The organism is Truepera radiovictrix DSM 17093, assembly GCF_000092425.1.
In the GTDB taxonomy this organism is placed as follows: Bacteria; Deinococcota; Deinococci; order Deinococcales; family Trueperaceae; genus Truepera; species Truepera radiovictrix.
In genome coordinates this window covers 41,179-64,581 of the sequence record NC_014221.1, presented here as the reverse complement: position 1 = coordinate 64,581, position 23,403 = coordinate 41,179, and the positions used below count along the sequence as shown (strand labels likewise).

21 protein-coding genes are annotated in these 23,403 nt (G+C 66.1%); 9 read left to right on the top strand and 12 right to left on the bottom strand.

Going from position 1 to position 23,403, the window contains the following annotated elements; genetic code table 11:
- Positions 1–3: 3 nt before the first annotated feature.
- The 3 genes from TRAD_RS00295 to TRAD_RS00285 form a co-directional block, all read right to left on the bottom strand.
- Positions 4–1,089, bottom strand: a complete 1,086-nt coding sequence (locus tag TRAD_RS00295) for a C45 family autoproteolytic acyltransferase/hydrolase (RefSeq protein WP_013176581.1) — start codon at positions 1,087–1,089, stop codon at positions 4–6.
- A gap of 81 nt (positions 1,090–1,170) precedes the next feature.
- Positions 1,171–2,325, bottom strand: coding sequence for an acyl-CoA dehydrogenase family protein (locus TRAD_RS00290; protein ID WP_041947349.1), 1,155 nt, complete (start codon positions 2,323–2,325; stop codon positions 1,171–1,173).
- Positions 2,326–2,501: 176 nt separating this feature from the next.
- A complete protein-coding gene (locus TRAD_RS00285) occupies positions 2,502–3,122 on the bottom strand; it encodes a hypothetical protein (protein ID WP_185095182.1) in 621 nt (206 codons plus the stop codon).
- Between the two features lie 250 nt (positions 3,123–3,372).
- Between TRAD_RS00285 and TRAD_RS00280 the strand changes: the two genes are divergently transcribed.
- The 4 genes from TRAD_RS00280 (at position 3,373) to TRAD_RS00265 (ending at position 8,232) form a co-directional block, all read left to right on the top strand.
- Positions 3,373–4,614 carry a CaiB/BaiF CoA transferase family protein gene (locus TRAD_RS00280; RefSeq protein WP_013176578.1) on the top strand — a complete coding sequence of 414 codons (1,242 nt, stop codon included), beginning with the start codon at positions 3,373–3,375 and terminating at the stop codon, positions 4,612–4,614.
- A 106-nt stretch (positions 4,615–4,720) separates the two neighbouring features.
- On the top strand, positions 4,721–5,689 hold the full coding sequence (locus TRAD_RS00275; RefSeq protein ID WP_013176577.1) for a TAXI family TRAP transporter solute-binding subunit: 969 nt from the start codon (positions 4,721–4,723) through the stop codon (positions 5,687–5,689).
- A 3-nt stretch (positions 5,690–5,692) separates the two neighbouring features.
- Complete coding sequence (locus TRAD_RS00270; RefSeq protein ID WP_013176576.1) at positions 5,693–6,181, top strand: DUF1850 domain-containing protein; 489 nt, start codon at positions 5,693–5,695, stop codon at positions 6,179–6,181.
- Positions 6,178–8,232 carry a TRAP transporter permease gene (locus TRAD_RS00265; RefSeq protein ID WP_013176575.1) on the top strand — a complete coding sequence of 685 codons (2,055 nt, stop codon included), beginning with the start codon at positions 6,178–6,180 and terminating at the stop codon, positions 8,230–8,232. Before TRAD_RS00270 ends, TRAD_RS00265 begins: the two co-directional genes overlap by 4 nt.
- Positions 8,233–8,299: 67 nt before the next feature.
- Here TRAD_RS00265 and TRAD_RS00260 read toward each other — a convergent pair whose 3' ends face one another.
- The 3 genes from TRAD_RS00260 to TRAD_RS00250 form a co-directional block, all read right to left on the bottom strand.
- Entirely contained in the window at positions 8,300–9,412 is a 1,113-nt protein-coding gene (locus TRAD_RS00260; RefSeq protein ID WP_013176574.1) for an ABC transporter ATP-binding protein, read from the bottom strand.
- Between the two features lie 46 nt (positions 9,413–9,458).
- Positions 9,459–10,511: a polyamine ABC transporter substrate-binding protein gene (locus TRAD_RS00255; RefSeq protein WP_049772882.1), complete on the bottom strand. Its 1,053-nt coding sequence runs from the start codon at positions 10,509–10,511 to the stop codon at positions 9,459–9,461.
- Between the two features lie 113 nt (positions 10,512–10,624).
- Positions 10,625–11,191, bottom strand: coding sequence for a metal-binding protein (locus tag TRAD_RS00250; protein ID WP_013176572.1), 567 nt, complete (start codon positions 11,189–11,191; stop codon positions 10,625–10,627).
- Between the two features lie 60 nt (positions 11,192–11,251).
- On the opposite strand from TRAD_RS00250, the gene TRAD_RS00245 reads away from it, so the two are divergent.
- From TRAD_RS00245 to minE, 4 genes are all read left to right on the top strand, one after another.
- Positions 11,252–12,202, top strand: coding sequence for a DNA-3-methyladenine glycosylase family protein (locus tag TRAD_RS00245; RefSeq protein WP_013176571.1), 951 nt, complete (start codon positions 11,252–11,254; stop codon positions 12,200–12,202).
- 48 nt (positions 12,203–12,250) lie between these two features.
- On the top strand, positions 12,251–15,571 hold the full coding sequence (locus TRAD_RS00240) for a UvrD-helicase domain-containing protein (protein WP_013176570.1): 3,321 nt from the start codon (positions 12,251–12,253) through the stop codon (positions 15,569–15,571).
- A 250-nt stretch (positions 15,572–15,821) separates the two neighbouring features.
- Positions 15,822–16,628: a septum site-determining protein MinD gene (gene minD, locus TRAD_RS00235; RefSeq protein ID WP_013176569.1), complete on the top strand. Its 807-nt coding sequence runs from the start codon at positions 15,822–15,824 to the stop codon at positions 16,626–16,628.
- Positions 16,628–16,867: a cell division topological specificity factor MinE gene (minE, locus tag TRAD_RS00230; RefSeq protein WP_013176568.1), complete on the top strand. Its 240-nt coding sequence runs from the start codon at positions 16,628–16,630 to the stop codon at positions 16,865–16,867. Before minD ends, minE begins: the two co-directional genes overlap by 1 nt.
- A gap of 249 nt (positions 16,868–17,116) precedes the next feature.
- On the opposite strand, the gene TRAD_RS00225 is transcribed toward minE, so the two are convergent.
- From TRAD_RS00225 to TRAD_RS00215, 3 genes are all read right to left on the bottom strand, one after another.
- Positions 17,117–18,742, bottom strand: coding sequence for an IS1182 family transposase (locus tag TRAD_RS00225; protein WP_013176567.1), 1,626 nt, complete (start codon positions 18,740–18,742; stop codon positions 17,117–17,119).
- Positions 18,743–18,973: 231 nt separating this feature from the next.
- On the bottom strand, positions 18,974–19,762 hold the full coding sequence (locus tag TRAD_RS00220; RefSeq protein ID WP_013176566.1) for a cation efflux transmembrane domain-containing protein: 789 nt from the start codon (positions 19,760–19,762) through the stop codon (positions 18,974–18,976).
- Positions 19,763–19,765: 3 nt separating this feature from the next.
- Positions 19,766–20,110, bottom strand: coding sequence for an ArsR/SmtB family transcription factor (locus TRAD_RS00215; RefSeq protein WP_013176565.1), 345 nt, complete (start codon positions 20,108–20,110; stop codon positions 19,766–19,768).
- A gap of 413 nt (positions 20,111–20,523) precedes the next feature.
- Between TRAD_RS00215 and hpf the strand changes: the two genes are divergently transcribed.
- Positions 20,524–21,096, top strand: coding sequence for a ribosome hibernation-promoting factor, HPF/YfiA family (gene hpf / locus TRAD_RS00210; RefSeq protein ID WP_013176564.1), 573 nt, complete (start codon positions 20,524–20,526; stop codon positions 21,094–21,096).
- Positions 21,097–21,253: 157 nt separating this feature from the next.
- On the opposite strand, the gene TRAD_RS00205 is transcribed toward hpf, so the two are convergent.
- From TRAD_RS00205 to TRAD_RS00195, 3 genes are read right to left on the bottom strand one after another with little or no spacing between them, the layout of a single operon-like run.
- The gene (locus tag TRAD_RS00205) at positions 21,254–21,922 is read right to left on the bottom strand and encodes a zinc metalloprotease (protein ID WP_013176563.1); all 669 of its coding nucleotides are present in this window, start codon (positions 21,920–21,922) and stop codon (positions 21,254–21,256) included.
- Between the two features lie 59 nt (positions 21,923–21,981).
- Complete coding sequence (locus tag TRAD_RS00200; RefSeq protein ID WP_013176562.1) at positions 21,982–22,632, bottom strand: rhomboid family intramembrane serine protease; 651 nt, start codon at positions 22,630–22,632, stop codon at positions 21,982–21,984.
- Positions 22,633–22,663: 31 nt separating this feature from the next.
- A complete protein-coding gene (locus tag TRAD_RS00195; RefSeq protein ID WP_013176561.1) occupies positions 22,664–23,332 on the bottom strand; it encodes an LbetaH domain-containing protein in 669 nt (222 codons plus the stop codon).
- Between the last annotated feature and the right edge of the window lie 71 nt (positions 23,333–23,403).

The following is a 23,403-nucleotide window of genomic DNA, read 5'->3' as shown; positions in this document are numbered from 1 at the left end:
GCGCTACACCCGGAAGTGCTCGTAGGCGTTCTCCGACGGCAACCCCCACACCGCCCAGAAGTCGCCGGTCGCGGGGCGCATGATGGCCGCGCCGCAGGTCTCGACGAACTTGGGCGGCGCGGGCCGCAGGCAGATCGCGCGCTCGTCGCGGGTGAGCGCCTGCAGGTCCTCGGCCGTGATGCCGTCGCCGCTTAAGAGCGCCTGCGCGTCTGCCAGCCGCCGCTCCGAGGAGGCCTGCGAGAGGGGGTCGCGCACCCGCTCGGCGGCGCGCGTCACCCCCGCCAGGCAGTGGTTGGTGTGCACGAGCGCTTCGCCCGCCAAGGGGGTGACGTGGTGGGTGGTCGAGGTCGCCTCGACGTTAAAGCCGCGCCCCGCAGCGTCTAAGATGAGGTAGTTGTGCGCCCCCGCCAAAGGCGCCTCCAGCAGCACCTCCAGAGCCTCGTCGGCCTCGCTGCAGGTGAGCATCTGCCGCACCACGAAGGGCCAGGTGACGCCGACGCGCCCGTCGGCGCCCAAGAGGTTGTTGATGCCGACCGCCACGCCGAGCGCGTTCATGCCGATCATCCCTAGACAACCGACGGTCGAGAAGGCGAGAAAGGGGGGCGCCCCCGCGGGGGCGCCGCGCAGCAAGATCACGTGCGGCGTCGCGCCCGCGTGCATGTCCCAGGTCTGACCGAGAAAGCCCGACCCGAGCGCCGCGCGCGCGTTCGGCACCAAAAAGGCGGTGCAGTTGTCCGCCGCGCTCGGCGCTGCGGCCCCCTTGGCCGCGCCGTAGACGGTATCGATAAAATCGGTAAAGCCGCCCACTACGACCAGCTCGGCGAGCGTCAACCCGGTCGCCGCGGCCATCCCCGCAAGCTCCTCGGTGAGCGCCGGGCTGTAGCGGCGGTGCGCCGAGACGCACGCTTCGGCGAGCGCCAAGACCTCCTCGCGGGGGACGTCGCGGCCCGCCCAGGCGCTCTCGCCGGCGAGGCGGACGCGCTCCTCGGCAAAGGCGCGGATGGTGTCGCGGTGGGCCCGCCCGTGCTGCACCCCCATCTGGTAGGGCGTGCCGGAGAGCTCTTGAACGCGGATGCGGCGTGGGGTCATCGCAACTCCTGGTGGCGGCGCGTGGGGTGTGGCCCGTGGCTCATGGGGAGCACCACGGGCCACAAGCTACGCGCCAGGGGTTTAAAACGCATTATGCCCCGTGATCTCGCGGCCCAACACGAGCGTGTGGACCGCGTCGGTCCCCTCATAGGTCGCGACGGACTCGAGGTTGAGCAGGTGCCGGATGCTGGCGTGCTCCGTCAGGATGCCGTTGCCGCCCAAGAGGTCGCGGGCCGTGCGCGCGACCCGCTGCGCCGCGCGCACGTTGTCGCGTTTGGCCAGGGAGACGCGCGCGGGGGTGTCCTGACCGGCCTCCTTGAGGCGGCCCAAGTGGTAGGCGAGCAGGCTCCCCTTGGTGAGTTCGGCGAGCATGTCGGCAAGTCCCGCCTGCACGAGCTGCTTGTGCGCCAAGCTCTCGCCGAACAGCTCGCGCTCCGCCACGTAGCGCCGCGCCTCGTCGAAGCAGGCGTACCCCGCCCCGAGCGCTCCGAAAGCGATGCCAAAGCGCGCCGCGTTGAGGCATGAGAGCGGCCCGCGCAACCCCTCGACCGCCAGCTTGTTCTCGGCGGGCACCCGCACCTCGTGCAAGAACACTTCCGACGAGACCGACGCCCGCAGCGACGCCCGGCCGGGGATGCCGCGCGCCTCGAACCCCTCCGAACGGGTCTCGACGGCGAAACCGACGACCTGGTCGCTCCCCTCCTCTTTGGCCCAGACGATGGCGAGGTCGGCGATGAGCCCGTTTGTCGACCAGCGCTTGTGGCCGCTCAGCACGTACTCGCCCCCGACCCGACGCGCCGTGACCTTCATGCGGCTCGGGTCGGAGCCGCCGTGGGGTTCAGTCAGGGCAAAGCAGCCGACCGCCTCGCCGGTTGCCAGGGGCGGCAGCCAGCGCTTTTGAAGCGTTTCGGAGGCGTACTTGTAGAGGGGGTACATGACCAGGCTCGACTGCACGCTCAAAAACGAGCGCAACCCCGAGTCGCCGTACTCGAGCGCCTGGCAGACGAGCCCGTAGGCGGTGTGCGAGGCCCCTTGGCCGCCGTAGGCCTTGGGCAGGCTCACCCCGAGGAGCCCGAGCTCACCCAAGGCGCGCGGCAGGTGCGGCGGGAAGTGTTCGCGCTGCCACCAGTCGCCGATGTGCGGCAGGATCTCCGCGGCCACGAACGCGCGCATGGTGTCGCGCAAGCGGCGCTCCTCGGCGGTGTAGAGGGGTTCGAGGCCGTAAAAGTCGTCCAGGGCGACGCTCGAGCGCGCGCCAACATCGGTCTTCTGTGCGGTGCGGGTCACGAAAGGCTCCTTTACTCGTCCTGCGCCTATGGCTGATGCCCTATCTTACAGCGACCGCCTCCAGAGCGAGCGCTTCGGTAGTCTAGATGGTCTAGGCGCAGCAACGGGGGAGCCGTGAGGCTCCGCTAAGGGGCGGGGAAGAGCGCCAGAGCCTGCAGCTCGTCGAACGTCCTCACGTCGGGCAGCGGCGGGTAGGGCGCCCCCAGACGCGCCGGGTCTTCGCGACCGAAAAAGGCGAAAAACGTCACGGCGTCCTCGCCGAGGACGGTGTCGGTGTAGGCCTCTGGCGTCAGCAGCGCCTGCAGGGCGATCCAGCGGTCGAGCGGCGCGGTCGCCACAAAGGTCCCGGGGCCGCTCGCGACGGTCCGCTCGAGGTACCCGCCGGACGTCTCCAAACAGCCGGTGAGCGAGCGGCTGCCCGAACCCTCCACTTTGGTGGTCTGCACCTGGATAAAGAGCGTCGGCCCCCCTTCGCACATACCGAAGATGGGCACCGTGATCATCCCCACGGCGACGCGCCCCGAGACGACCGGCTCGAGCGCGACGCTGGTGTCGAGCAGCACCTCGTCGCCGCGCCGCGCGACGACGTAGAGGCCGGCGGCCTCCCCGTCTAGTTCAAACGCGATCGCCTCTTGCAGCACAATGAACGCTTCGAAACCGCCCGTAGGCCCGCCGTCGTAACGAACGGTGAGCTGCGCTGCGGCCCACGGCAGCAGGGAGAGTGCGAGGAGATAGAGCGTGATCAACGCGGAGCGGCGTAGGGTTTGGGCGGCTGTCAAGGTCACGGCGACCTCCCACGCGGTGAAGACACGTCGCAAACGGTCTAGAGGGACGCGAGCTCCCCTCGACCAGCCCCGAGCGTCAAGCGCTGCACACACTAGTTAGTTTAGCTAAAGTATCCACAACGAGCAAGGGGGTCGGTCGCGGACGTTACCCCCCACCTCTGCACCCCCCTTGCCGGCAGGTCCCCACCGCCGCCGTGGTAAAGCTGGAAGCGTGCCACAGACAAACGCGACACCCCACCCGGGCGCGCTTGCCGGCGTGCGCGTCTTGGACCTCTCGCGCGTGCTGGCCGGCCCCTACTGCACGCAGCTGTTTGCCGATCTGGGCGCGACGGTGTGGAAGCTCGAGGCTCTCACCGGCGACGACACCCGCCGCTGGGGGCCGCCCTTCGCCGAGGGGGAGAGCGCCTACTTCCTGTCGGTCAACCGCGGCAAAAAGGGCCTCTGTATCGACCTCAAACACCCCGAGGGGCGCGAGGTGGCGTGGCGGCTCGCGCTCGAAGCCGACGTGCTGGTGGAAAACTTCAAGGTAGGCGACCTCGCGCGCTACGGCCTGGACTACGCAAGCCTCGCCGCAGCCCACCCGGGGCTCATCTACGCCTCGGTCACCGGCTTCGGTCAGACGGGGCCGCGCCGCGCCGAACCCGGGTACGACGCCGCCATGCAGGCCTTCGGCGGGCTCATGAGCCTCACCGGCACCCCGGACGGGCCGCCCGTCAAGGTCGGCGTGGCGGTCGTCGACGTGCTCGCGGGGTTGCACCTCGCCGTCGGCATCTTGGCCGCGCTCTTCGAGCGCACCCGCAGCGGCCGCGGGCAGCACCTGGACGTGGCGCTCTTCGACGTGGCGGTTGCCTCGCTCATCAACCAGGCGCAGGGCTTTTTGCTGACCGGCACCCCGCCGCGCCGCCTCGGGAGCGAGCACCCGCAGATCGTCCCCTACGGCGCCTTTCGGGCGGCCGACGGGTTTCTCGTGCTGGCGGTCGGCAACGACGCGCAGTTCGTGCGGGCGTGTCTGGCGCTCGGGCTCCCCGAGCTGGCCGCCGACCCGCGCTTCGAGACCAACGCGGGGCGCGTGGCCGCGCGCGAGGAGGTCGTCGGGCGCCTCGCCGAGCGCCTAAAGGCGCAGCCGCGCGCGGTGTGGTTGGCGCGGTTGCGCGCCGCGAACGTCCCCGCGACCCCCGTCCAGAACCTCGCGGAGGTCTTCGCCGAACCGCAGCTCGCCGCGCGGGGGATGACAGGGAGCGTCCTCCACCCCGCTCTGGGCCCCCTCGAGGTCGTCGGCAGCCCCTTAAAACACCTCAGCCGCACCCCCGCCCGCCTCGGCGCGGCCCCGCCCCGCTTGGGCGAGCACACCGCGGAGGTGCTCCAGGAGGTACTGGGGCTCAGCGCGGAGGAGGTCGGGAGGCTCGAGCGGGAGGGGGCGCTCCGTACGCTCCCGGAGTCCCAGGAGGGCTGACGTACTCTTTGGTACACCACCTTGATGTACACACCCATCGCCCCAAGACTTTCGGGCGTTTATACTTCATCTAGCGCAACAGCTAGCTGAACCATGGGAGGCACCGATGCGTACGTTAAGGCTCTTTGTCGGTCTGCTGGTCATGCTCGTCCCCCTAGAGGCGACAGCCCAGAGCAACCTGTCGATCGCCACAGGGGGTACCGGAGGCACCTATTACCCCTTGGGTGGGGGCATCGCCGAGCTCATCAATACCCACGTCGAGGGATACCAAGCGGTCGCCGAGGCCACGGGGGCGTCCGAAGAGAACGTCGCGCTTGTTTTCCAGGGGGAGTCGGACATCGCCTTTGCGCTCGCCGACACCGCATTTCAAGCGTATTCGGGGAGCGGCAACTTCGAGGGTCGCCCCATCCCTTCACTACGCGCGCTCGGCGCCGTGTACCCAAATGCGCTCCACCTCGTTACGCTCGCCGGCTCAGGCATCGAGACCTTGGAGGACCTGCGCAGCGCGCGCGTCTCCATCGGCGCTCCCGGCAGCGGTACGGCGATCTCCGCCGAGGCGCTCCTCAGCGCCAACGGCATCTCGTTGGATGAACTTAGCGTGCAGCGCCTCGACTTTAACGAAACGGCTGCGGCGCTGCGCGACGGCCAGATTGATGCGGGCTTCTGGAGTGCGGGGCCACCCACCGCCTCGATTTTAGACCTCGCTACCACGCGTGACGTGCGCCTCGTCTCCCTTACCGAAGCGCAGATCGCCGCTGCACAGGAGCTCGACCCCTCGTACGCGCCCTACACCATGAGCGCCGGGACCTACCCGGGACAAGACGAGGAGGTACTAGCGCTGAGCACCCCGAACCTTTTGATCGTGGATGAGAGCCTCGACGAGACCCTCGTTTACGAGGTCACCAAGACGATCTTCGAGCACGTCGACGACCTTATCGCCATCCACCCCGCAGCCAACGACACCACCGTCGCGTTTAGCCTCGCGTCGACCCCCATTCCGCTGCACCCCGGCGCGGTGCGCTACTACCAGGAGGTCGGCGCCGACGTCCCCGAACACCTCATCGCTGGGGAGTAACGGGTGCGGAGAAGGCACCGTTGGCTCGTCGGCGCCTTGCTGCTGGGCGTAGCGGCCGCCCACGCCCAGCAGCTCGTCGTCATGCGCGACGACGGCGCGGTGCTGCTCCGCCTCGAGCTGAGCGCAGTACCCACCTGGGAGGTGCGCTGGTACCACTCGGTCGCCGGCTTTGAGGTGCGCGACCGCTACCGCTTAAAAGGGGGGCAGATGCTCCTGCAAGACAGCTACGCTCCCGACTTTGCCGCCGGTCTCGGCCACATTCCGGGGCGCGGGCGGCTCGAGTCAGACCCCAATGGGGGCTACTGGCTCCGCGAGATCGATGAGCCCGTACCCAACAACCGCTACGCGCTGCGCGTCGGCTCGGCGCGGGTCGATCACCGCCTCGTCCACGCGGGCCGGAGCATCTCACTGAGCGCCCTCGCCGCCGGGGAGCGCGTCACCCTGGCGGTCGTGCCAGCAGCCCAATCTCCGGCTGCTGACGTCACACCATGAACTCTCAACCCCCAGGTTCCCAACCCGCGAGCGACGTCACCCCGACCTTCAGCGACAACTCCCCTACGGCCCGCGCCCCTACAGCCCGAGCGGCGCTGGTCCTGAGCTCCCTGGTCGCCGTTGCACTGTCGCTTTTTCAGCTTGTCACAGCAGGCCTCGTCCCTCTCGGGCTCTTCTACCAGCGCTCGATCCACCTGTCGCTCATCTTGGTGCTCGCCTTTTTGCTCTATCCGGCGCGACGAGGGCGTCGCCGCGGTGCCCTAGGTTGGGCTTTTGACAGCGTCTTCATCGCCGGCAGCGCGCTCTCTGGCTTCTACCTGTCGTACAACCTAGACGCCATCATCGGCCGCACGGGGTTCTGGACCCCAACCGACATCGCGGTCGGCGTCGTGACCATCGTCACGCTCTTAGAAGCGAGTCGCCGGGTCATCGGGCTGCCGATCACCCTCATCGGCCTAGCGTTTATCGTCTACGCCATGGCGGGCGAGCGGGGCGCACTACCCTTTCTAGCCGACCTCCTGCCCGGCATCTTGGCGCACCGCGGCTACACCGTGGAGCGCATCGTTTCGACGCTCTACCTGGGTCAAGGGGGCATCTACGGCACGCCTCTAGGGGTAGCGGCCACCTTCGTCTTTATCTTTATCCTCTTCGGCGCCTTTTTGGAGGTCACGGGTGCCGGAAAGTTCTTCATCGACCTCGCCTACGCCGCAGCGGGACGACAGCGGGGGGGTCCCGCTAAGGCGGCGGTCGTGGCCTCGGCCTTTATGGGTTCGATTTCGGGCAGCGCGATCGCCAACGTGGTCACGAGCGGCGCCTTTACGATCCCCTTGATGAAACGACTCGGTTACAAAGCCGAGGAGGCGGGGGGCGTCGAGGCGGCGGCGAGCACTGGTGGTCAGATCATGCCGCCGATCATGGGAGCGGGCGCCTTTATCATCGCCGAATACACCGGGTTACCCTACGCCGAAATCGTCAAGCTGAGCGTCCTTCCCGCGCTCATGTACTTTGCCACCGTCTACCTGTTCGTCGACATCATCGCGGCCAAGCGCGGCATGACCGGGATAGCGCGCGCCGAGCTGCCGCGCATTCGCGAGGTGTTGCGAAGCGGTTGGCACTTTCTTTTGCCCCTGGGGCTGCTCGTCTACTTCTTGGTGCGCAACGTTTCACCCAACCGCGTCGGCTTTATCGCGGTCGTCTCCATCGTCGTCGTGGCGTTTGTGCGCGCCCTTCTGCAGCTTGCGCTACGCCGCTCCGAAGCGGCGACATCGGGTGCGGCCCAACTGGGACGTAGCGGGGCGCAAGGACTCTTCACGGCGCTCGCCGCCGGCGCTAAAAATGCCGTTCCCGTGAGCGTCGCCTGCGCCGTGGCCGGTATCGTCGTCGGCATCATCAGCTTGACCGGCTTGGGACTCAAGTTTTCCGCACTGATGCTCTCCTTTTCGGGCGGCAACCTGGTCCTCGCCATCGCGCTCGTCGCGCTCGCCAGCTTGGTGCTGGGTCTCGGGCTGCCGGTGACCGCCTCTTACATCGTGCTGGCGGTGCTGACCGCTCCGGCACTGCAGAGCGAGTTCGGCATCCCCCTGGTGATCGCCCACCTGCTGATCTTCTGGTATTCGCAAGACTCAAACGTCACACCGCCTGTAGCATTAGCGGCCTTCGCGGGCGCCGGTATCGCCGGTTCTGATCCCATGCGCACAGGTCTCGCCGCCTGGAAGTTCGCCAAGGGGCTCTACCTCATCCCGCTCTTTATGGTCTTTAACCCCGAGATCATCCTGGGGGGTACGCCGCAGGGGGTGGCGTGGAGTGTGCTTACCGCATTCGCCGCGCTCGGCGCCTTTGCCGGGGCGCTCGAGGGCTTTTTGTTCGCCCCCCTAAATCCTCTTTTACGCCTTCTGGCGGCTGCGGGGACGGTCGCCATCTTCTGGCCAAACATCTGGGTCGAAATCGGCGGCTTCGCGGCGCTCCTCGTGGTGTTCGCCGTCAACTTCCTCAAGGCTAAGCGTGAGGGGAGACTTGGGGTAGCGCAGGTCCAACCGCAGCACCCGGTGTGAAACGCTGCACTCACGGGTGTTGCGGTGAGATAGGCATGCGCACCTGAGGGTCTCGGGCAACTCGCCGTCACTCGGGCCGCAGCACCGCCGCCCCGTCCGGCTGCCACCACGCGACGACCTCGTCGCCGGGGGCAAAGCGCCCCTCGGCGCCCAGCTGACCGCCAGTGTTGGGCTGCCGCACGCTCAGGGTCGCGCTGCCGCTGACGAGGTGGTAGCGGGTGTCGGTGCCGAGGTAGTGCACCTCGGTGACCCTTGCGGCGAGGCGCACGCCGCCCGCGCCGGTTCCGTGGGTGGCGCGCGTCAAGCGGATGCGCTCGGGGCGCACCGCGAGGGTCGCGGGGCCGGAGGTCGGGGCGGCGGCGCCGAGCACGACCGGGAGAGTGCGACCGTCCGCTAGGCGAAAGTGCCCGACCGGCCCGGAAGCCTCGAGCGTCCCCTCCAAAAAGTTGGTCTCGCCGATAAAGTCGGCGACGAAGCGGTTAACGGGGTGTTCGTAGATCTCGGCGGGCGTCCCGACCTGCAAGACGCGGCCGCGGTCCATCACGGCGATGTGATCAGCCATCGCCATCGCCTCCTCCTGGTCGTGGGTGACGAAGACGAAGGTGATGCCGACTTGCTGCTGCATCCTTTTGAGCTCGAACTGCATCGCTTTGCGCAGCTTGAGGTCCAGAGCGCCCAAGGGTTCGTCGAGGAGCAAGACCGCCGGGCGGTTGACGAGCGCGCGCGCCAGAGCGACCCGCTGCCGCTGCCCGCCGGAGAGCTGCGAGGGCCGGCGCGCCCCGACGTGGGGCAGGTGCACGAGCTCCAAGGCCTCCTCCGCACGCCGCCGCGCCTCCCGCGCGGGCACCTTGGCCATCTTGAGGCCGAACATGACGTTTTGCAGGACGCTCATGTGCGGGAAGAGCGCGTAGTCCTGAAACACCGTGTTGACGGGGCGGTGGAAGGGGGGGATGCCCTGCACGGGGCGCCCCCGAATCAGCACCGCGCCGCTGTCGGGCTGTTCAAAGCCGGCGATCGAACGCAGCGTCGTCGTCTTGCCGCACCCCGAGGGACCTAGGAGGGCGAAAAAGCCCCCCTCGTCGATGCGGAGCGACACCGCGTCCATCGCCCGCACCGTCCCCGCGCCGCGCGGGTCGGCGTAGGCTTTGGTGACCTCTCTAAGCTCGACGGCTGGCTGCATAGACCCTCATATCACGCCTGGATCACGAAACGCTGCGCTCAACCGCCTAGCCCCCGACAAAGATCTTGACCTCGTCCCAGGCGTCGTTGTAGAGCCCTTCGGCTTCGGGGTCGTTGATGATGGTAAAGAGCCGCTCCTCGACCTCTTCGGAGGGGTAGATACCGGGGTTGTTAAGGAGCGCTTCGTCGATGAGCCCCGCCTCGATCGCCGCGCGGTTGGGGGAGCCGTAGGCGGTGAAGTTGGAGATGTCGGCGCCCACCTGCGGATCGAGCAGGTAGTCGATAAAGACCTCTGCGAGCGCCCTGTTCTGGGCACCTACCGGGATGGCGACGTTGTCGACCCAGAAGTACGTCCCCTCCTCGGGGATGACGTAGGCGAAGTCGTCGCAGTCGCACTCCTCGATGATCTGGAAGATGTCGCCGGAGTACTCCATCACGATGTCCGCCTCGCCGCGCAACAGGACCTCTTGGCCGTCGTCTTGGTTGATGTAGACCACGTTCGACCCGTTGTCGATCAAGAAATCCCTGGCGGCGGCGATCTCATCGGGGTCGGTGCTGTTCGGGTCAAAGCCGGCCAGGAGGAGCGCGACCCCCATAATGCCGCGCACGTCCTCGAGCCACGACACCGGCCCCTCGTAGGCGAACATCTCCCGCCACGAGGTGATCTCGCCGCCCACGCGCGTGCGGTTGTAGCCGATCCCCACCGTGCCCCACTGGTACGGCAGCGAGTACTGGTTGCCGGGGTCGAAGGGGAGGTCGAGAAAGGTGTCGTCTAGGTTGGCGACGTTGGGGATGTTCTCGAGGTTGAGGGGTTCTAGTAGCCCCTCGTTGATCATCAGCACCATGATGGTCCCGCTCGGCACCACAATGTCGTAACCGGGGTTGCCCTGGCGGATGCGCGCCAACATGTCGTCCTCAGTCGGGTAGGTGTCGTAGGTCACGCTGACGTCGCAGAGCGCCTCGAAGTTAGCGATGGTGTCCTCGGCGATATAGGTCGTCCAGTTGTAGACGTTTAGGCGCTGCCCCGCGAAACCCTCGGGGCAGGTCCAACCCTCCTGGGCGGCGGCGGACGCGCAGACGGCAAACAGGCCAAGGGCCACGGCTCTCTTTAGGTGCATCGCTACTCTCCCTCTGCTCGAGCCACCTTGTGAGCGCCCTCGCTGCGGCGCGGGTGGGGCTTGTCGAGCGCGGTTACGCCAAGCATAGCAAAAGCTTAAGAGGGTGAGCGCCGCCGCCGTTTGCGCCCCCTTGTGCGCGCCCCCTTGCGCCTCCAGGCGTGGTCGGGTTGGATACCGTCGGCGATCAGGTGCAGCCACTGCGACAAGTAGTAGCCCGCGAGCGACCCCACGAGGAGCTGCGGCCAGCTCTCCCCTACCTCGGCCTCGAAACCGACGCGGTAGCCAAAGTGGGGCGCGATCTCCGAGGCCGCCCACCCCAGAGCCAGCGCCAGCAGCACCAGGTATAGAAGCCTCGTAAGGGGGCCCACAAACCAGGTGTGCGACAGCCCGCGGTGGCTAAAGAGCGCCCCGTAAGGCACCCACAACAGGCCCAGCAGCCCCCAGTTGTTGCGCGCGCGCATCCGGTTCTCGGCGAGGTCGAGGTCGGGGGTGATAAAAAAGGTGCCGATGAGGTAGCTCAGGACAAACGCCCAGAGCGTCTCGGGGGCAAACAGGAGGTTCGTGGGATCCGCGAGCGACCGCGCCCGCGCGTAGGCGTAGCCCCCGGCGAGCGCGGCGAAGACGCCCAAGTTGATCGCCTCGTGGGTGCGGCCGCTCGCCATAGGGCATGCTAACAGCTCCTGGCGCGCAGTTTCGTACGCGGCGCGGTGGTTTGATGGGGTGTGGAGCAGACGACGCTGACCGTGACGGCCACCCCGCCCTTTTCGCTGCAGAGGAGCCTGGACTACATCCGCGCCTTCTACGGGCGCCCCTACGAGCGCGTCCCGGCAGCCGAGCAGATCGCGTGCAAAACGGTCGGGGACGAGCGCGTCCAGGGGCTGCGGCGCGTGGTGAGCGTGCGCGGCCAGGCGGTGCTCTTCGAGGTGTGGCCGACGGCGCAGCCCGAGCGGCTCGAGCTCACCCTCTACGCCAAGATGCTGGACGACGCGCTGACGCGCGCGGCCACCGACCGGGTGCGCTTCTACCTCAGCCTGGACGACGACCTCACGCCCCTCTACGCCCGCTGCGACCCCCTCTTCGCGGAGGTCGTCGCGCGGCTCTACGGCTACCATCCGGTAAAGGTCCTGACGCCCTTTGAGGCGGCCTGTTGGGCGCTCGTGCAGCAGCGGACGCCGAACGGCTTCGCCCACAAGACGATGGCGCGCCTTGCCGAGAGCTTCGGGCCGCGCCTCGAGCACGGCGGCCGCCGCTACGTCGCCTTTCCCGAAGCGCAGCAGCTGCTCGACGACCCCCACGCGCGCATCCTGGCGGCGACCAACAACACCCGCAAAACCGAACGGATGCTCCACCTCGTACGCGCTTTCGCGCTCGCCGACGAGGCGTTTTTGCGCGCCGCCCCCTTTGACGAGGTGGCGCGCTGGCTCGGGCGCATCAAGGGCCTGGGCGCGTGGTCGGTCGACTTCATCGCCCTGCGCGGTCTGGGGCGTTACGAGCGCGTCCCCTGGACCGACACGGGGCTGCTGGCGGCCATCTCGAAGGTCTACACCAAGGGGCTGCCTATCAGCGCGGGCAGCGCCCGCGAGATTGCCGAGCGCTACGGGTGGTACGCGGGGCTGTGGGCGCACTACGTCAAGACGGCGGCGTACGGGGCTCTCGCTGAGGGGCCGCCCTAAACCTCGGCATCGGCGGCGGTCACCGCTGCGCGTTATGATGGCCTGACTGTGCCGGAGACCGTTTCAGACCACCCCCTGCTCGCTGTCTTGAATGAGGAGCAGCGCGCCGCCGCCGAACACTTCCAGGGGCCCGCGCTGGTGCTCGCGGGCGCGGGCTCGGGCAAGACGCGCACCGTGGTGCACCGCATCGCCTACCTCATGGACGCCCACGAGGTCTACCCGACCGAGATCCTCGCCGTGACGTTTACCAACAAAGCGGCCGGCGAACTCAAAGAGCGCGTCGCGCACCTTATGGGCGAGGCGGCCAAAGACCTCTGGGTGAGCACCTTTCACTCGGCGTGCCTGCGCATCCTGCGCGCGTACGGCGGGCTCATCGGCCTCGAGCCCGGCTTCGCCATCTACGACGACACGGACCAACTGGAGGTGCTCAAGGAGATCTTGGAACGCGTCACGGGGCTCGGCGACGCCAACCCGCGCGTGCTGCGCGCGCTCATCGACCGCGCCAAGTCGAACCTCTGGACGCCCGCCGAGCTCGCCCGCGAGGGCGAGCGGGTCTTCGGGGGGATGGTCGCGGGGCTCCCCTTGGAGCTCGTCGCGGAGGTGTACGAGCGCTACAGCTCGAGGCTGCGGAGCGTCAACGCGGTCGACTTTAACGACATCCTGGGGCGCACCGTCGAACTCTTCGAGCGCTTCCCCGAGGTGTTGGAGAAGGTGCAGCAGCGCGCGGTCTTTATCCACGTCGACGAGTACCAGGACACCAACACCGCGCAGTACCGCCTCACGAGGCTCTTGGCGAACAAGTACGCCAACCTGATGGTCGTCGGCGACCCCGACCAATGTCTACCGCCGGAGACGCGCATCCCAACGCGGCGCGGCTGTTTGCCCATCGCGTGCGTTCAAGAAGGTGACGAGGTCTTGGGAACTGGTGGAGGCCTTCAACCCACCTGGGGCCATGTGACGACGGTCAAGCGAGGGCGCTACCGCGGCCCGATGTGGGAGGTCCGTGTAGGGGGGCGGGTGGTGCGCGGCACCCCGCATCACCTCGTTCTGGCGCGCCTCGATCCCGAAGCGGGTTTTTACTACGTCTACCTCATGTACCGTGAAGACCGCGGCTACCGCCTCGGTCTCACGAAGAGCTTGCGCGCGAACGACTTCGGCCAGGACGAGGTCGGCTTTCGGGTTCGCCTCGCGCAGGAAAACGGCGACAAGCTCTGGGTGCTACGCGTCTGCCAGACCTATGCCGAAGCGCGTTACTGGGAGGCGCGCTTCGCCGCCGAGTACGGCCTCCCCACGCTCGTCTTCCACGGCGTCGGCCGGCGGCTCAAGATGGACGAAGGTTGGATCGCGCGCCTCTACCAGGACGTCGATACGACCGCCTCTGCAGCGCGGTTGATGGCGCAGCTTCACCTTCACCCCGACTTCCCCCACTACCGCCCGCAAAACGGTCTTCGCCGCCAAAGCGTGAATCTGGTGATGTTCCAGGACTTTCGCCACGGCGGGGTAGGCTACCACCGCGTGCAGTGGTCGTCCATCCGCGCCGATCTCGCAGCGCGCCTTTTGGCGGCGGGTTACCCCGTACGCAGCAACGGGCGGGGGGGCTACCGCACCGAGATCTGTCGCAAAAGCTACCGCGACGCGCTCGCCTTCGCCCGAGGGTTCGCCGAGGCGGGCGGGTTAGAGCTCCAGCGCAAAGCCTACATCGACGGGCGGATGTACCACGTTACCCCCCTCGCGCACCTCCACCCGGGTATGCGAGTGCTCGTCAAACGCGAGCAAAGCCTCGAGGAGGCCGTCGTCGAGACCGTCTCGCAAGTCGCCTACGATGGCCCGGTTTTCGACCTGGAGGTGACCCCGACACACACCTACCTTGCCAACGGCATGCTCGTTCACAACAGCATCTACGCCTTCCGGGGCGCCGACGTGCGCAACATCTTAGACTTCCGCGAGGACTTTCCCGACGCCGCCGTCTACCGCTTGGAGCTCAACTACCGCTCGGTGGCGAGCGTTTTGGAGCTCGCCAACGCGGTGATCGCCCCCAACGAGGGGCGGCTCGAGAAGCGCTTACGCCCGGTTAAAGGGGCGGGCGACAAGGTCCGGCTCTACCGCGCCGCCGACCACCGCGCCGAAGCCGACTTCGTCGCCCGGCAGATCGAGCGGCTCCAGGCCGAGCGGGGCCTCTCTGCAAAAGACTTTACGGTGCTCTACCGCACGAACTCGCAGTCGCGGGTGTTGGAGGAGGCGCTGCGGCGCGCGGGGATCCCGGCCAAGATCGTCGGCGGCGTCGGCTTTTACGAGCGCCGCGAGGTCAAAGACATCTTGAGCTACGCCCGCGCCGCTCTAAACCCCGCCGACGACGTGGCGTGGCGGCGCGTTCTCAACCGGCCCAAACGGGGAATCGGTAAGACGAGCGAGGAGACCTTGGTGGCCTTTGCCGCCAAACGGGGCATCCGCTTCTCCGAGGCGCTGCGGCGGGCGGAGGAGCCGCTGCGGGGCACCCCGGCGCTTAAGCGCATCGGGGAGTTCGTCGCGCTCATGGACGACCTCCGCGAGGCCGCCGAGACGCTCCCCGCCGCGCAGTTTCTACAGGCGGCCATCGACCAGTCGGGTTACTTGCAGGCCCTTAAAGACGAGAAGTCTTTCGAGGCGCAAGGACGGATCGAGAACCTAGACGAGCTCGTCAACGCCGTCGCCGAGTGGCAGGAGGAGACGGGGGGAAGCATCGGCGAGTTTCTGGACGAAGCGGCCCTTTTAGCGAGCGTCGACGACCGCGCAGTCAAGGCGGTCAACCAAGGGCAGGCGCCCGAGGAGGCGGTGACCTTGATGACCCTGCACAACGCCAAGGGGCTCGAGTTTCCGGTGGTCTTCTTGGTCGGGCTCGAGGAGAACCTCATCCCGCACCGCTCGTCGCTCGCTTCGCTGCAGGAGATCGAGGAGGAGCGCCGGCTCCTCTACGTCGGCGTGACCCGCGCGCAGGAGCTGCTCTTTCTGGTCCACTGCGAGTCACGGATGAGCTTCGGCCGCACCGAGTTCGCCCGCCCGAGCCGCTTTCTCGAGGACATTCCCAAGGGCATGCTCCAGGAGATCGACGTGTTCGGGCAAGAGCTGCACGCCGAGCGCCTCAGCAAGTATAGCCGCGCGGTCTGGGCGCCGCCGAAGCTGGGCGCCACCGGCGCCTCGGCGCCGGCGAGCGCCGAGGACGGGGGCGGCGTGAGCTTTCGCGGCGGCGAACGGGTCAAGCACCCCAAGTTCGGCCTCGGCACCGTCGTCGGCGTTTCGGGCGAGGGGGCGCGCGCGGAGGTGACGGTGGTCTTTCAGGAGGCGGGACCCAAACGGCTCCTTTTCAAGTACGCCAACCTCACGCGCGCCTAGCCCCGGCCAAACCCCGCCAACCCCGCGCTGGCTTCTGTTACAATTCTCGGGACGTGTGACCGGGGGCGCTACGACCCAACCGCAGGCGGGACGCGACACCCGCTCGCTGGGCCGCTAGGGCCGTCTTCCCTACTTTCCTCCTAGCGCACCCCCTACGCTTCGCATCACCGCGGGCGGGCCCCCCGGGACCGCAACGGTTGGACCACGTGCACGCGGGGCAGAGACCACAGCAGACCAGAAGGAGAACGCATTGAACGCTAAAGCCATCGTTGTCACCTCGGGCAAGGGGGGGGTCGGCAAAACCACCACCACCGCGAACGTTGGAGCGGCGCTCGCGCTCCTCGGGGAGAAGGTCGCGGTCATCGACACCGACGTCGGGCTGCGCAACCTAGACGTCGTCATGGGCCTCGAGGGCCGCGTGGTCTACGACCTCATCGACGTCTTCGAGGGGCGCTGCAAGCTCAAGCAGGCGCTTATTCGCGACAAACGGGTCGACAACCTCTACCTCCTGGCCGCTTCGCAGACGCGCGACAAGAGCGCCCTGTCCGAAGCGCGGATGAAAGAGACCGTCGAGCTGCTCCTGGGCGAAGAGGGTTTTGACCGCATCCTCATCGACTCACCAGCGGGCATCGAGTCGGGTTTTCAGACCGCCGCGAGCGCCGCGCAGGGGGCGCTGGTGGTCGTCAACCCGGAGGTCAGCAGCGTCCGGGACGCCGACCGCATCATCGGGCTGTTAGAAGCGCGCGAGATCACCGAGGTCAAGTGCATCATCAACCGGCTCCGCCCCGAGATGGTCAAGCGCGGCGACATGTTGGAGGTCGACGACATCCTCGAGATCTTGGGCATCAAGCTCATCGGCATCGTCCCCGAGGACGAGAAGATCATCGTCTCGACGAACGTCGGTAGCCCCATCAGTCTGGAAAACGGCAAGACGGGGGCGGGTGACGCCTTTAGGAGCATCGCCAAACGCATCCAGGGCGAAGAGATCCCCCACCGCGCGCTCGAGAGCCGCGGCAACTTTCTGGGCTACTTGCGCCGTCTATTTGGAATGGGCTGATGTTCGGACTTTTCGGCCGCAACAGAAGCAAGGACACGGTCAAAGAGCGCCTCAAACTCGTCTTGTCCTACGACCGCGCGCGGCTCTCACCGGGGAAGATGGACGCGCTCAAAAACGAGCTCCTAGAGGTGATCAGCAAGTACTTCCCCGCCGACGAGACCAACTACGACGTGTCTTTGGAGCAGCAGGGCGACCGGATGGTCTTGGTCGCCAACCTCCCGGCCAAACCCTCCGCGTAGAGGGCGCGTAGCCCTAACCCTCTTTGCGCTCCGCGCCCCTAGCGGGGATGCTGTTGGCGAACTCGAACAAGATTTCAAATTTGGACAAGTAACCACCTCCTCCCTTCTGCAAAAAAGCTGCACGGCTGCCTAAGCAGCCGTGCGAACCTTTACTTAAGCCCTCGTTTAAGCCCTAATGACACTAAGGCTTTGCAGCAGTACCCTCTCACTCAGCACCACTACGGTTAGAGAACTAGGTTGAAACCTGTTCTATGCTCTTAGCGCTGCAAACCTCGATGTTCGCGTCTGAGCTCGGGGTATCTCCTCGAACCAGTCCGAGAGGCGTTGGAAGTTCATCCCAGCGGCTATGGCAACGTTCTGAAGGTGGTTTTTGTTCAAGCCATAATACCGACTCTGGCGAAGGCCCGCACTAACCGCCTGTGAGAACGTTCCTTCACTGCCTGTACGGATCTGGTAACGCGCGAGCCATTCTTGAGTGTGCTGTTTTTGTTTAACCGCTTCACGCGCCTCGTACTGCTCACGGGGTAGGAGCGCCAGAGTACGGCCCACACGCGTCGTGTTCTTGGCACAGCGGTCGTTCAGGGAGCACGCCCGACAGTCGGAAGGGGCAAAACGCACCGTAATTTGCGCTCGACCCGATTTGGGTACCTCGGGTCGCCACCGCGTACTCTGCTCGCCCCCAGGGCAGGTAACGACTTTGTGCTCCCAGTCGATTTTGAACTCCCCGATGCCAAAGCCCTTAGCTTCGTAGTGGGGTTTGATAGGACCCACCAGTTCCACGCTGTAGTGTTTCTTGCTGTCAACCAGAAGTTTCGAGGTTACATACTGATTGTCCACAAAATGCTCAGCAGGAAGTAGTTGCCTTTGCTTGAGCTGCTCGTGGATAGGTGTGACGCGCACGAGGTCAGCCATTGCTGCTTCAGTCGTATCGACGTGAACGACAAGATGGGGTGCGTCTTCATCACACGATTCGGTGTAATGCACCTTGTACCCCACCCAGGACAGCCCACCGTTAACGCCGTAATGCGCTTCGGCGTCGTAAGGAGACTCGAGCCGTGCAGCACTTGGAGGCATGTTTCCGCCCTTACGCATCTTGACCTCATCACCCTCGACCATGAACTGCTCGAGCCAGCAGCGACGTAACAGTTCAACCGCCTTCAGGTTCCCTAGCCCAGTAGGAGCATCGGCACTATAGACCGCGGTCATCAAGAGAAAGCCGTCTCTACCGACCTGGGCACTGTAGCCTGGTCCTTGCTTATATCGGCTCCGGTAAGACTCCTCTTCAAAGCGTTTTGCATACCTTTTGTACCAGTCATCTGGTGCCAGTGCCCTCAACCACTCCGGCGCGGCCTTGGCGATCTCGTTCAAGGCGTGCCGAAGCGTTTCGCCGACCAGCTCGAGGCGACTGAGTTCACGAATCTTCGCAAGAATATGGGTCGCATCGGTTCTCACTTTGCCGCGGTGTTTGATGAGCCCCGCCTTGCGGCTGGCTTCGACTAGGGCGTCAAGAAGGATGGCTACCGAATTGCCCTCGACCAGTCGGTCACGAAAGCGCGACAAGATAGAGTAGTCGAAACCGGAGTCGTCGTACTCGAGTCCCAACAGATACTTTAGGGTGATGCGGTCTCGCACCGCATCGGCCACATCTCGGTCGGACAAGCCTTCGGCGAACTGTACGATGGTCACCAAAGCTAGCCGCCACGGCGCTTCCGCTGGCCGTCCAACGGTGGGAAAGAGGTCGGCAAACATGTCATCCGTGAAGATCGTTCCCAGCTCATCGCGGAGGGTGAGGTAACAATGACCCTTGGGAAAGGCGGCGTGGGCAGCTCGGGCGGTCATTTCGGGGACAGGCGGTACCGGCTGTGGTTTCAACATGGCTCAGTATGAAGGGTTAAAGGCTTTGCCGTACGCACGCGTGTAATGGGAAGGCAAGCTGGCTTATGCGTTTATGGGGCTGTAAGGCCGCGTGAGACGTACGACGCCTTCGCAGTTTTGTTTCCAACCATTACGTGATTTTCTATTTCCTGCTCGATGATGGTATCGACGTATGCGGGTGCTTGATGGCCGCTAAGACATAGAGCGCGAGTTTGAAGAGCATTGAAGTGGCTACCGCGCCAGCCGCAGAATCCGCACCGCGCCGAGCGTCACAATCACAAAGACGATTGCGCCGATTACCAGGTCAGGAATTCCCGACCCGAGCCACAGCCCCAGCACCCCGGCGGTGATGACTCCGAGATTGATAATCACGTCATTGCTGGTAAAAATCATGCTAGCCTGCATGTGCGCCTCTCTATCTTTCGAGCGCTGCAACAGGTAGAGGCATACGCCGTTAGCGATGAGCGCCAGCACCGAAACAACAATCATCGTGCGGAAGTCCGGCAGCGCCTCGACGCCGAAGAAGCGGCGCAGCACCTCGACAAAGCCGAGCACGGCGAGCGTCGCCTGAAAATAGCCGCTGTAGCGGGCGACGTTCTTTTTCCGGGCGACCGTCGCGCCGACCGCCAGCAGGCTTAGGCCGTACACCAGCGCATCGGCCAGCATATCGAGCGAATCCGCCACCAGCCCCATCGAACCGGAGATAAAGCCGGTGGTCATTTCCAGGACGAAGAACGAGAAGTTAATCAGCAGCACCACCCACAGCAACCGCCGTTGCTGCGCGGTTTCCGGCGCGGCCTCGTCCGTCTCGCCAGTCTCGACCAGCTTGGAGCCGAGGCCGAGCTGCACGAGGGCGTTTTCGATCTCACCTAGCCCGCCCTCGTGATAGACGGTCACCTTGCGGGCTGACAGGTCGAAGTCGAGCGACTTCACCGCCGCCATGCCGTCGAGCTGCATCCGCACCAGGTTTTCCTCAGCGGCGCAGTCCATCTTGGGAACCTGAAACAGCGACCTGTCCACGGTTCAGCTCCGACCTCCTGCGACTGCCAGGCGTGGCGCGGCCTCCGGCACAGGGGAAGCCTCGACATACGGCCGCAGCGCTTCACAAACCGAGGCGAACACCGTCGGGTTGACGCTGTAGCGCACCCAGCGCCCGTGCTTTTCGGCGTGGACGAAACCCGCCTGCACGAGAATTTTCATGTGGTGGCTGACGGCTGATTGCGTCATGCCTAGTCCGGCCTCGAAATCACAGGCGCACACGCCATCCGCTTGCGTCAAGCAGGCTTGCACCGGATTCAGCAGGAAATCTAGCATCGCCAGCCGCACCGGGTCGGCGAGCGCTTTCAGTCGAGACGACAGCGTTTCCATGCGGTTACGTTAAACCCATACATGAACATGTGTCAATCTGTCGGGCTGCAAGCCAAGGCTAACGTAACGCTTCTAGCAATACGGTTGCATCAACAATGCAGGGCAGGCACAGGCGTTTGCAGGGCAGCACCCAACTGCTAATCGATTTTTCGCAGCCAGAACTCGAAAGACTTTACCAACAGTGTCCCCTAGCGGGGCGCATTTTTTGTGGGCACAGCGCGGCTTTAGCGGCTCAGCGTAGGTGTAAACTAGCCTCATAAGGTAGCCCTAGCAGCAGTTGCTTGAGAGGTTGCTACGTAGTTCAGCAGGTCTCATCCTAAGGACGTACGTGCCAGACGATGTCTCCTTAGCTGAGCGCGTCGCGAACCAGATGAAACCTGCAGCAAGCACTTCGGACCCGCGAAAGGAGTTCTATGGATATCTATCAGATGATCGGCCGCAACATCGAAGTCACCGACGCCATGCGCGCCTACGCCGAGGAGAAGCTCGAGAAGCTCGAGCGCTTTTCCGATCACATCGTCGACGCCAAGGTGGTGATGAGCTACGCCACCGACGGCAACCCCGCGATGCCCGCCAAGGTCGAGGTGCAGCTCAACGTCCCCAACGGCATCGTGCGCGCCGAGGAGAGCGGCCCCGACACCTACGCCGCGACCGACTTGGTGGTCGAGAAGCTCGAGCGTCAGCTGCGGCGCTTTAAGGAGCGGCGGCTCGCCAAACGCAACCAGGAGCCGCCCCCCAGCGACCTCGACGTCGCCCCCATGGAGGGGGCGGGGGTGGCGGCGGACGAGAGCCAGGAACGCGAACCCGCCATCGTCCGCGTCAAACGCCACGTGATGCGCCCCATGTCGCCCGAGGATGCGGCGCTGCAGATGGAGGCGCTCGGCCACGCGTTTTTCGTCTTTCACAACATGGAGACCGACACCATCAGCGTGCTCTACCGGCGCCACGACGGCGACTACGGCCTCATCGAGCCGGCCAACAACTGACGGCCAACAACGAACAGCGCGGCGCAAACAGGTACCGCAGCCGACACCGCGAGGGCGTCCCCTCGCGGTGTCGCCGTCGGGCCCACCGCGCCACGCGTGAGGCGTCTTCCGGCACCGCCCGTCGTTGCGTCAGCCGACCCGCTTAGGCGTCGCTCCCTCAATCGCCGTGCAGCACCGTGCCGCTCGGAAGCGCGTAGAGCGCGCGCAGGGTGGCGACGTCGCGCTCACTCACCACGCCGCTCGGTACGGCGCTCAGCGCGTCGCCCTCGAAGGGGCTGCGCCCCAACAGCCCGAGGGCGTGGCCGACCTGCAGCAGCGCGAAACGGTAGAGGTCGCCCTCGGGCGTGTTGGGGTCCAGCAGGATCCGCGTCGCTCGGAAGCGGTACTCGTTGCTCGGCGTCACCGAGAAGGCGTAGCGGTACGACCCCGCGAGGTTGGGGGGCAGATCCTCCCAGCTCACCACGAGGGTCTCCTCTCCCGGCGTCTCGACGAAGGTCCAGGAGACGATCTCCGGCACCGCCTCCGCCCAGGCGTCAAAGGCCCGGATCACCTCCTGGCGACGCCAGGCGGCGCTCCCCGGGGCGCTCGCCCCACCCGTCTGAACCCCTCCGGTAGCGGTTTCCGGCGGCGCCACGGGGGGGAGGGGGACGTAGACGGGGACGGGGAAATCCTCGAGCTGGTAGCGCAGCAGCCTGGAGGCGCCCCGCGTCGTCTCGGGGTCGCTGCCGTTGGCGCTCAGGTACGTTTCGACCTCACCCTGCGCCCCCCCGAAGGTGAGCGCAGCGACGAGGAGGGTGGCGACAAGGGGGGTGAGAGAGCGACGCATGACGGTAGTCTACGAGGTCGTCACGAGGCCGACATGAAAAGGGCCGTGAAGGGGACGCGCTAGAGGCCGCGGGGGCGCGCGAACGAGCGCACCGCGAACACCCCGAAGAAAAAGCCGCCCACGTGCGCCCACCACGCGATCCCGCCCCCCGTCCCCATCACCACGAGACCGCCGAAGGCCTCGAGCAGCTGGATCAGCGCCCAGTACCCGAGGTAGAGCCAAGCGGGAAGCCAGAAGAGGAACAAGGGGGGGACGAAGGTGAGGATGCGCTGGCGCGGAAACAGCACGATGTAGGCGCCGAGCACCGCGCTCACCGCCCCCGAAGCGCCGATCATCGGCACCGGCGACCCCGGTACGAACACGCCGTGCGCGAGCGTCGCCACGACGCCCCCCAGGAGGTAAAACAGCAGGTAGCGCCCGTGGCCCAGGCGGTCTTCGACGTTGTCCCCGAAGACGTACAGGAAAAACATGTTGCCGAGGATGTGGGCGAGCCCGCCGTGCAGGAAGAGGCTGCTGAGGAGGCGGTAGGCGTTGCCGAGCGGGTCGAAAAAGAAAAACTGCGGGATAAAGGCGTAGGTCAACACGAGCGTCCGCGCCTCAAACGGCGACACCCCGAGGCTGTAGAAAAAGACGGCGACGTTAAGGGCGATCAGCGCCCAGTTGACGAACGAGGGGCCGTGGCGAGGGTTGGCGTCGTGAAGCGGGAACATGGTTTAGCCTAGCAGAGCGGGCGCGCGGCCCCTAAGGGTCGCGGCGCGGTACCGTCTGAAGCGGCTGCTTGAGCTTGACGACGACGTCGGCCGGTACCACACCGCGCACCGTTGCCCCGTGATAGATGATCGTCCGCGGCCCGACGATGGTCCCCGGGGCGGTCACCGCGTTGCAGCCGATCGACACCCCATCGCCCAGGGCGGCGCCGAACTTGCGCAGCCCCGTGCTCTCCCCCGCGACCTCGATGGTGTCGCCGAAGGTCTTGAGGTTGGCGAGCTTGACCCCCGCGCCCAAGTTGACCCCGCGGCCGAGCACGGTGTCGCCGACGTAGTTGAAGTGCGGCGCTTTGGCCCCCTCCAAAAAGAGCGCGCGTTTGACCTCGGTGGCGTGACCGACCTTCGCCCCTGCCGCCAGGACCACCCCCCCGCGGAGGTAGGCGCCGTGCCCGACCTCGGCGCCCGCGGCGATCCACGCTGGGCCCTCGATCAGGGCGTGGGGTCCGACCTTCGCCCCCGCTTCGAGGTACACGTTGCCGACGAGCACCGCCGTCGGGTGCACCTCGCCGAGGCGCTGGTCGGGGATCTCGGTACAAAAGGCGTCGAGCTTGGCGAGCACCTCCCAGGGGCGCGTTACCTCGAGCAGGGGCCGCAAGTTCGGTGAGACGCGCGAGAGGTCGAAGAGGTCATAGCAGGTCAGCATAAGGGAGTTTACTGTACGCTCCGGCGCCGAGCGCTCGCAAACGTCCACCACCACGAGAACGCCAGGACGAG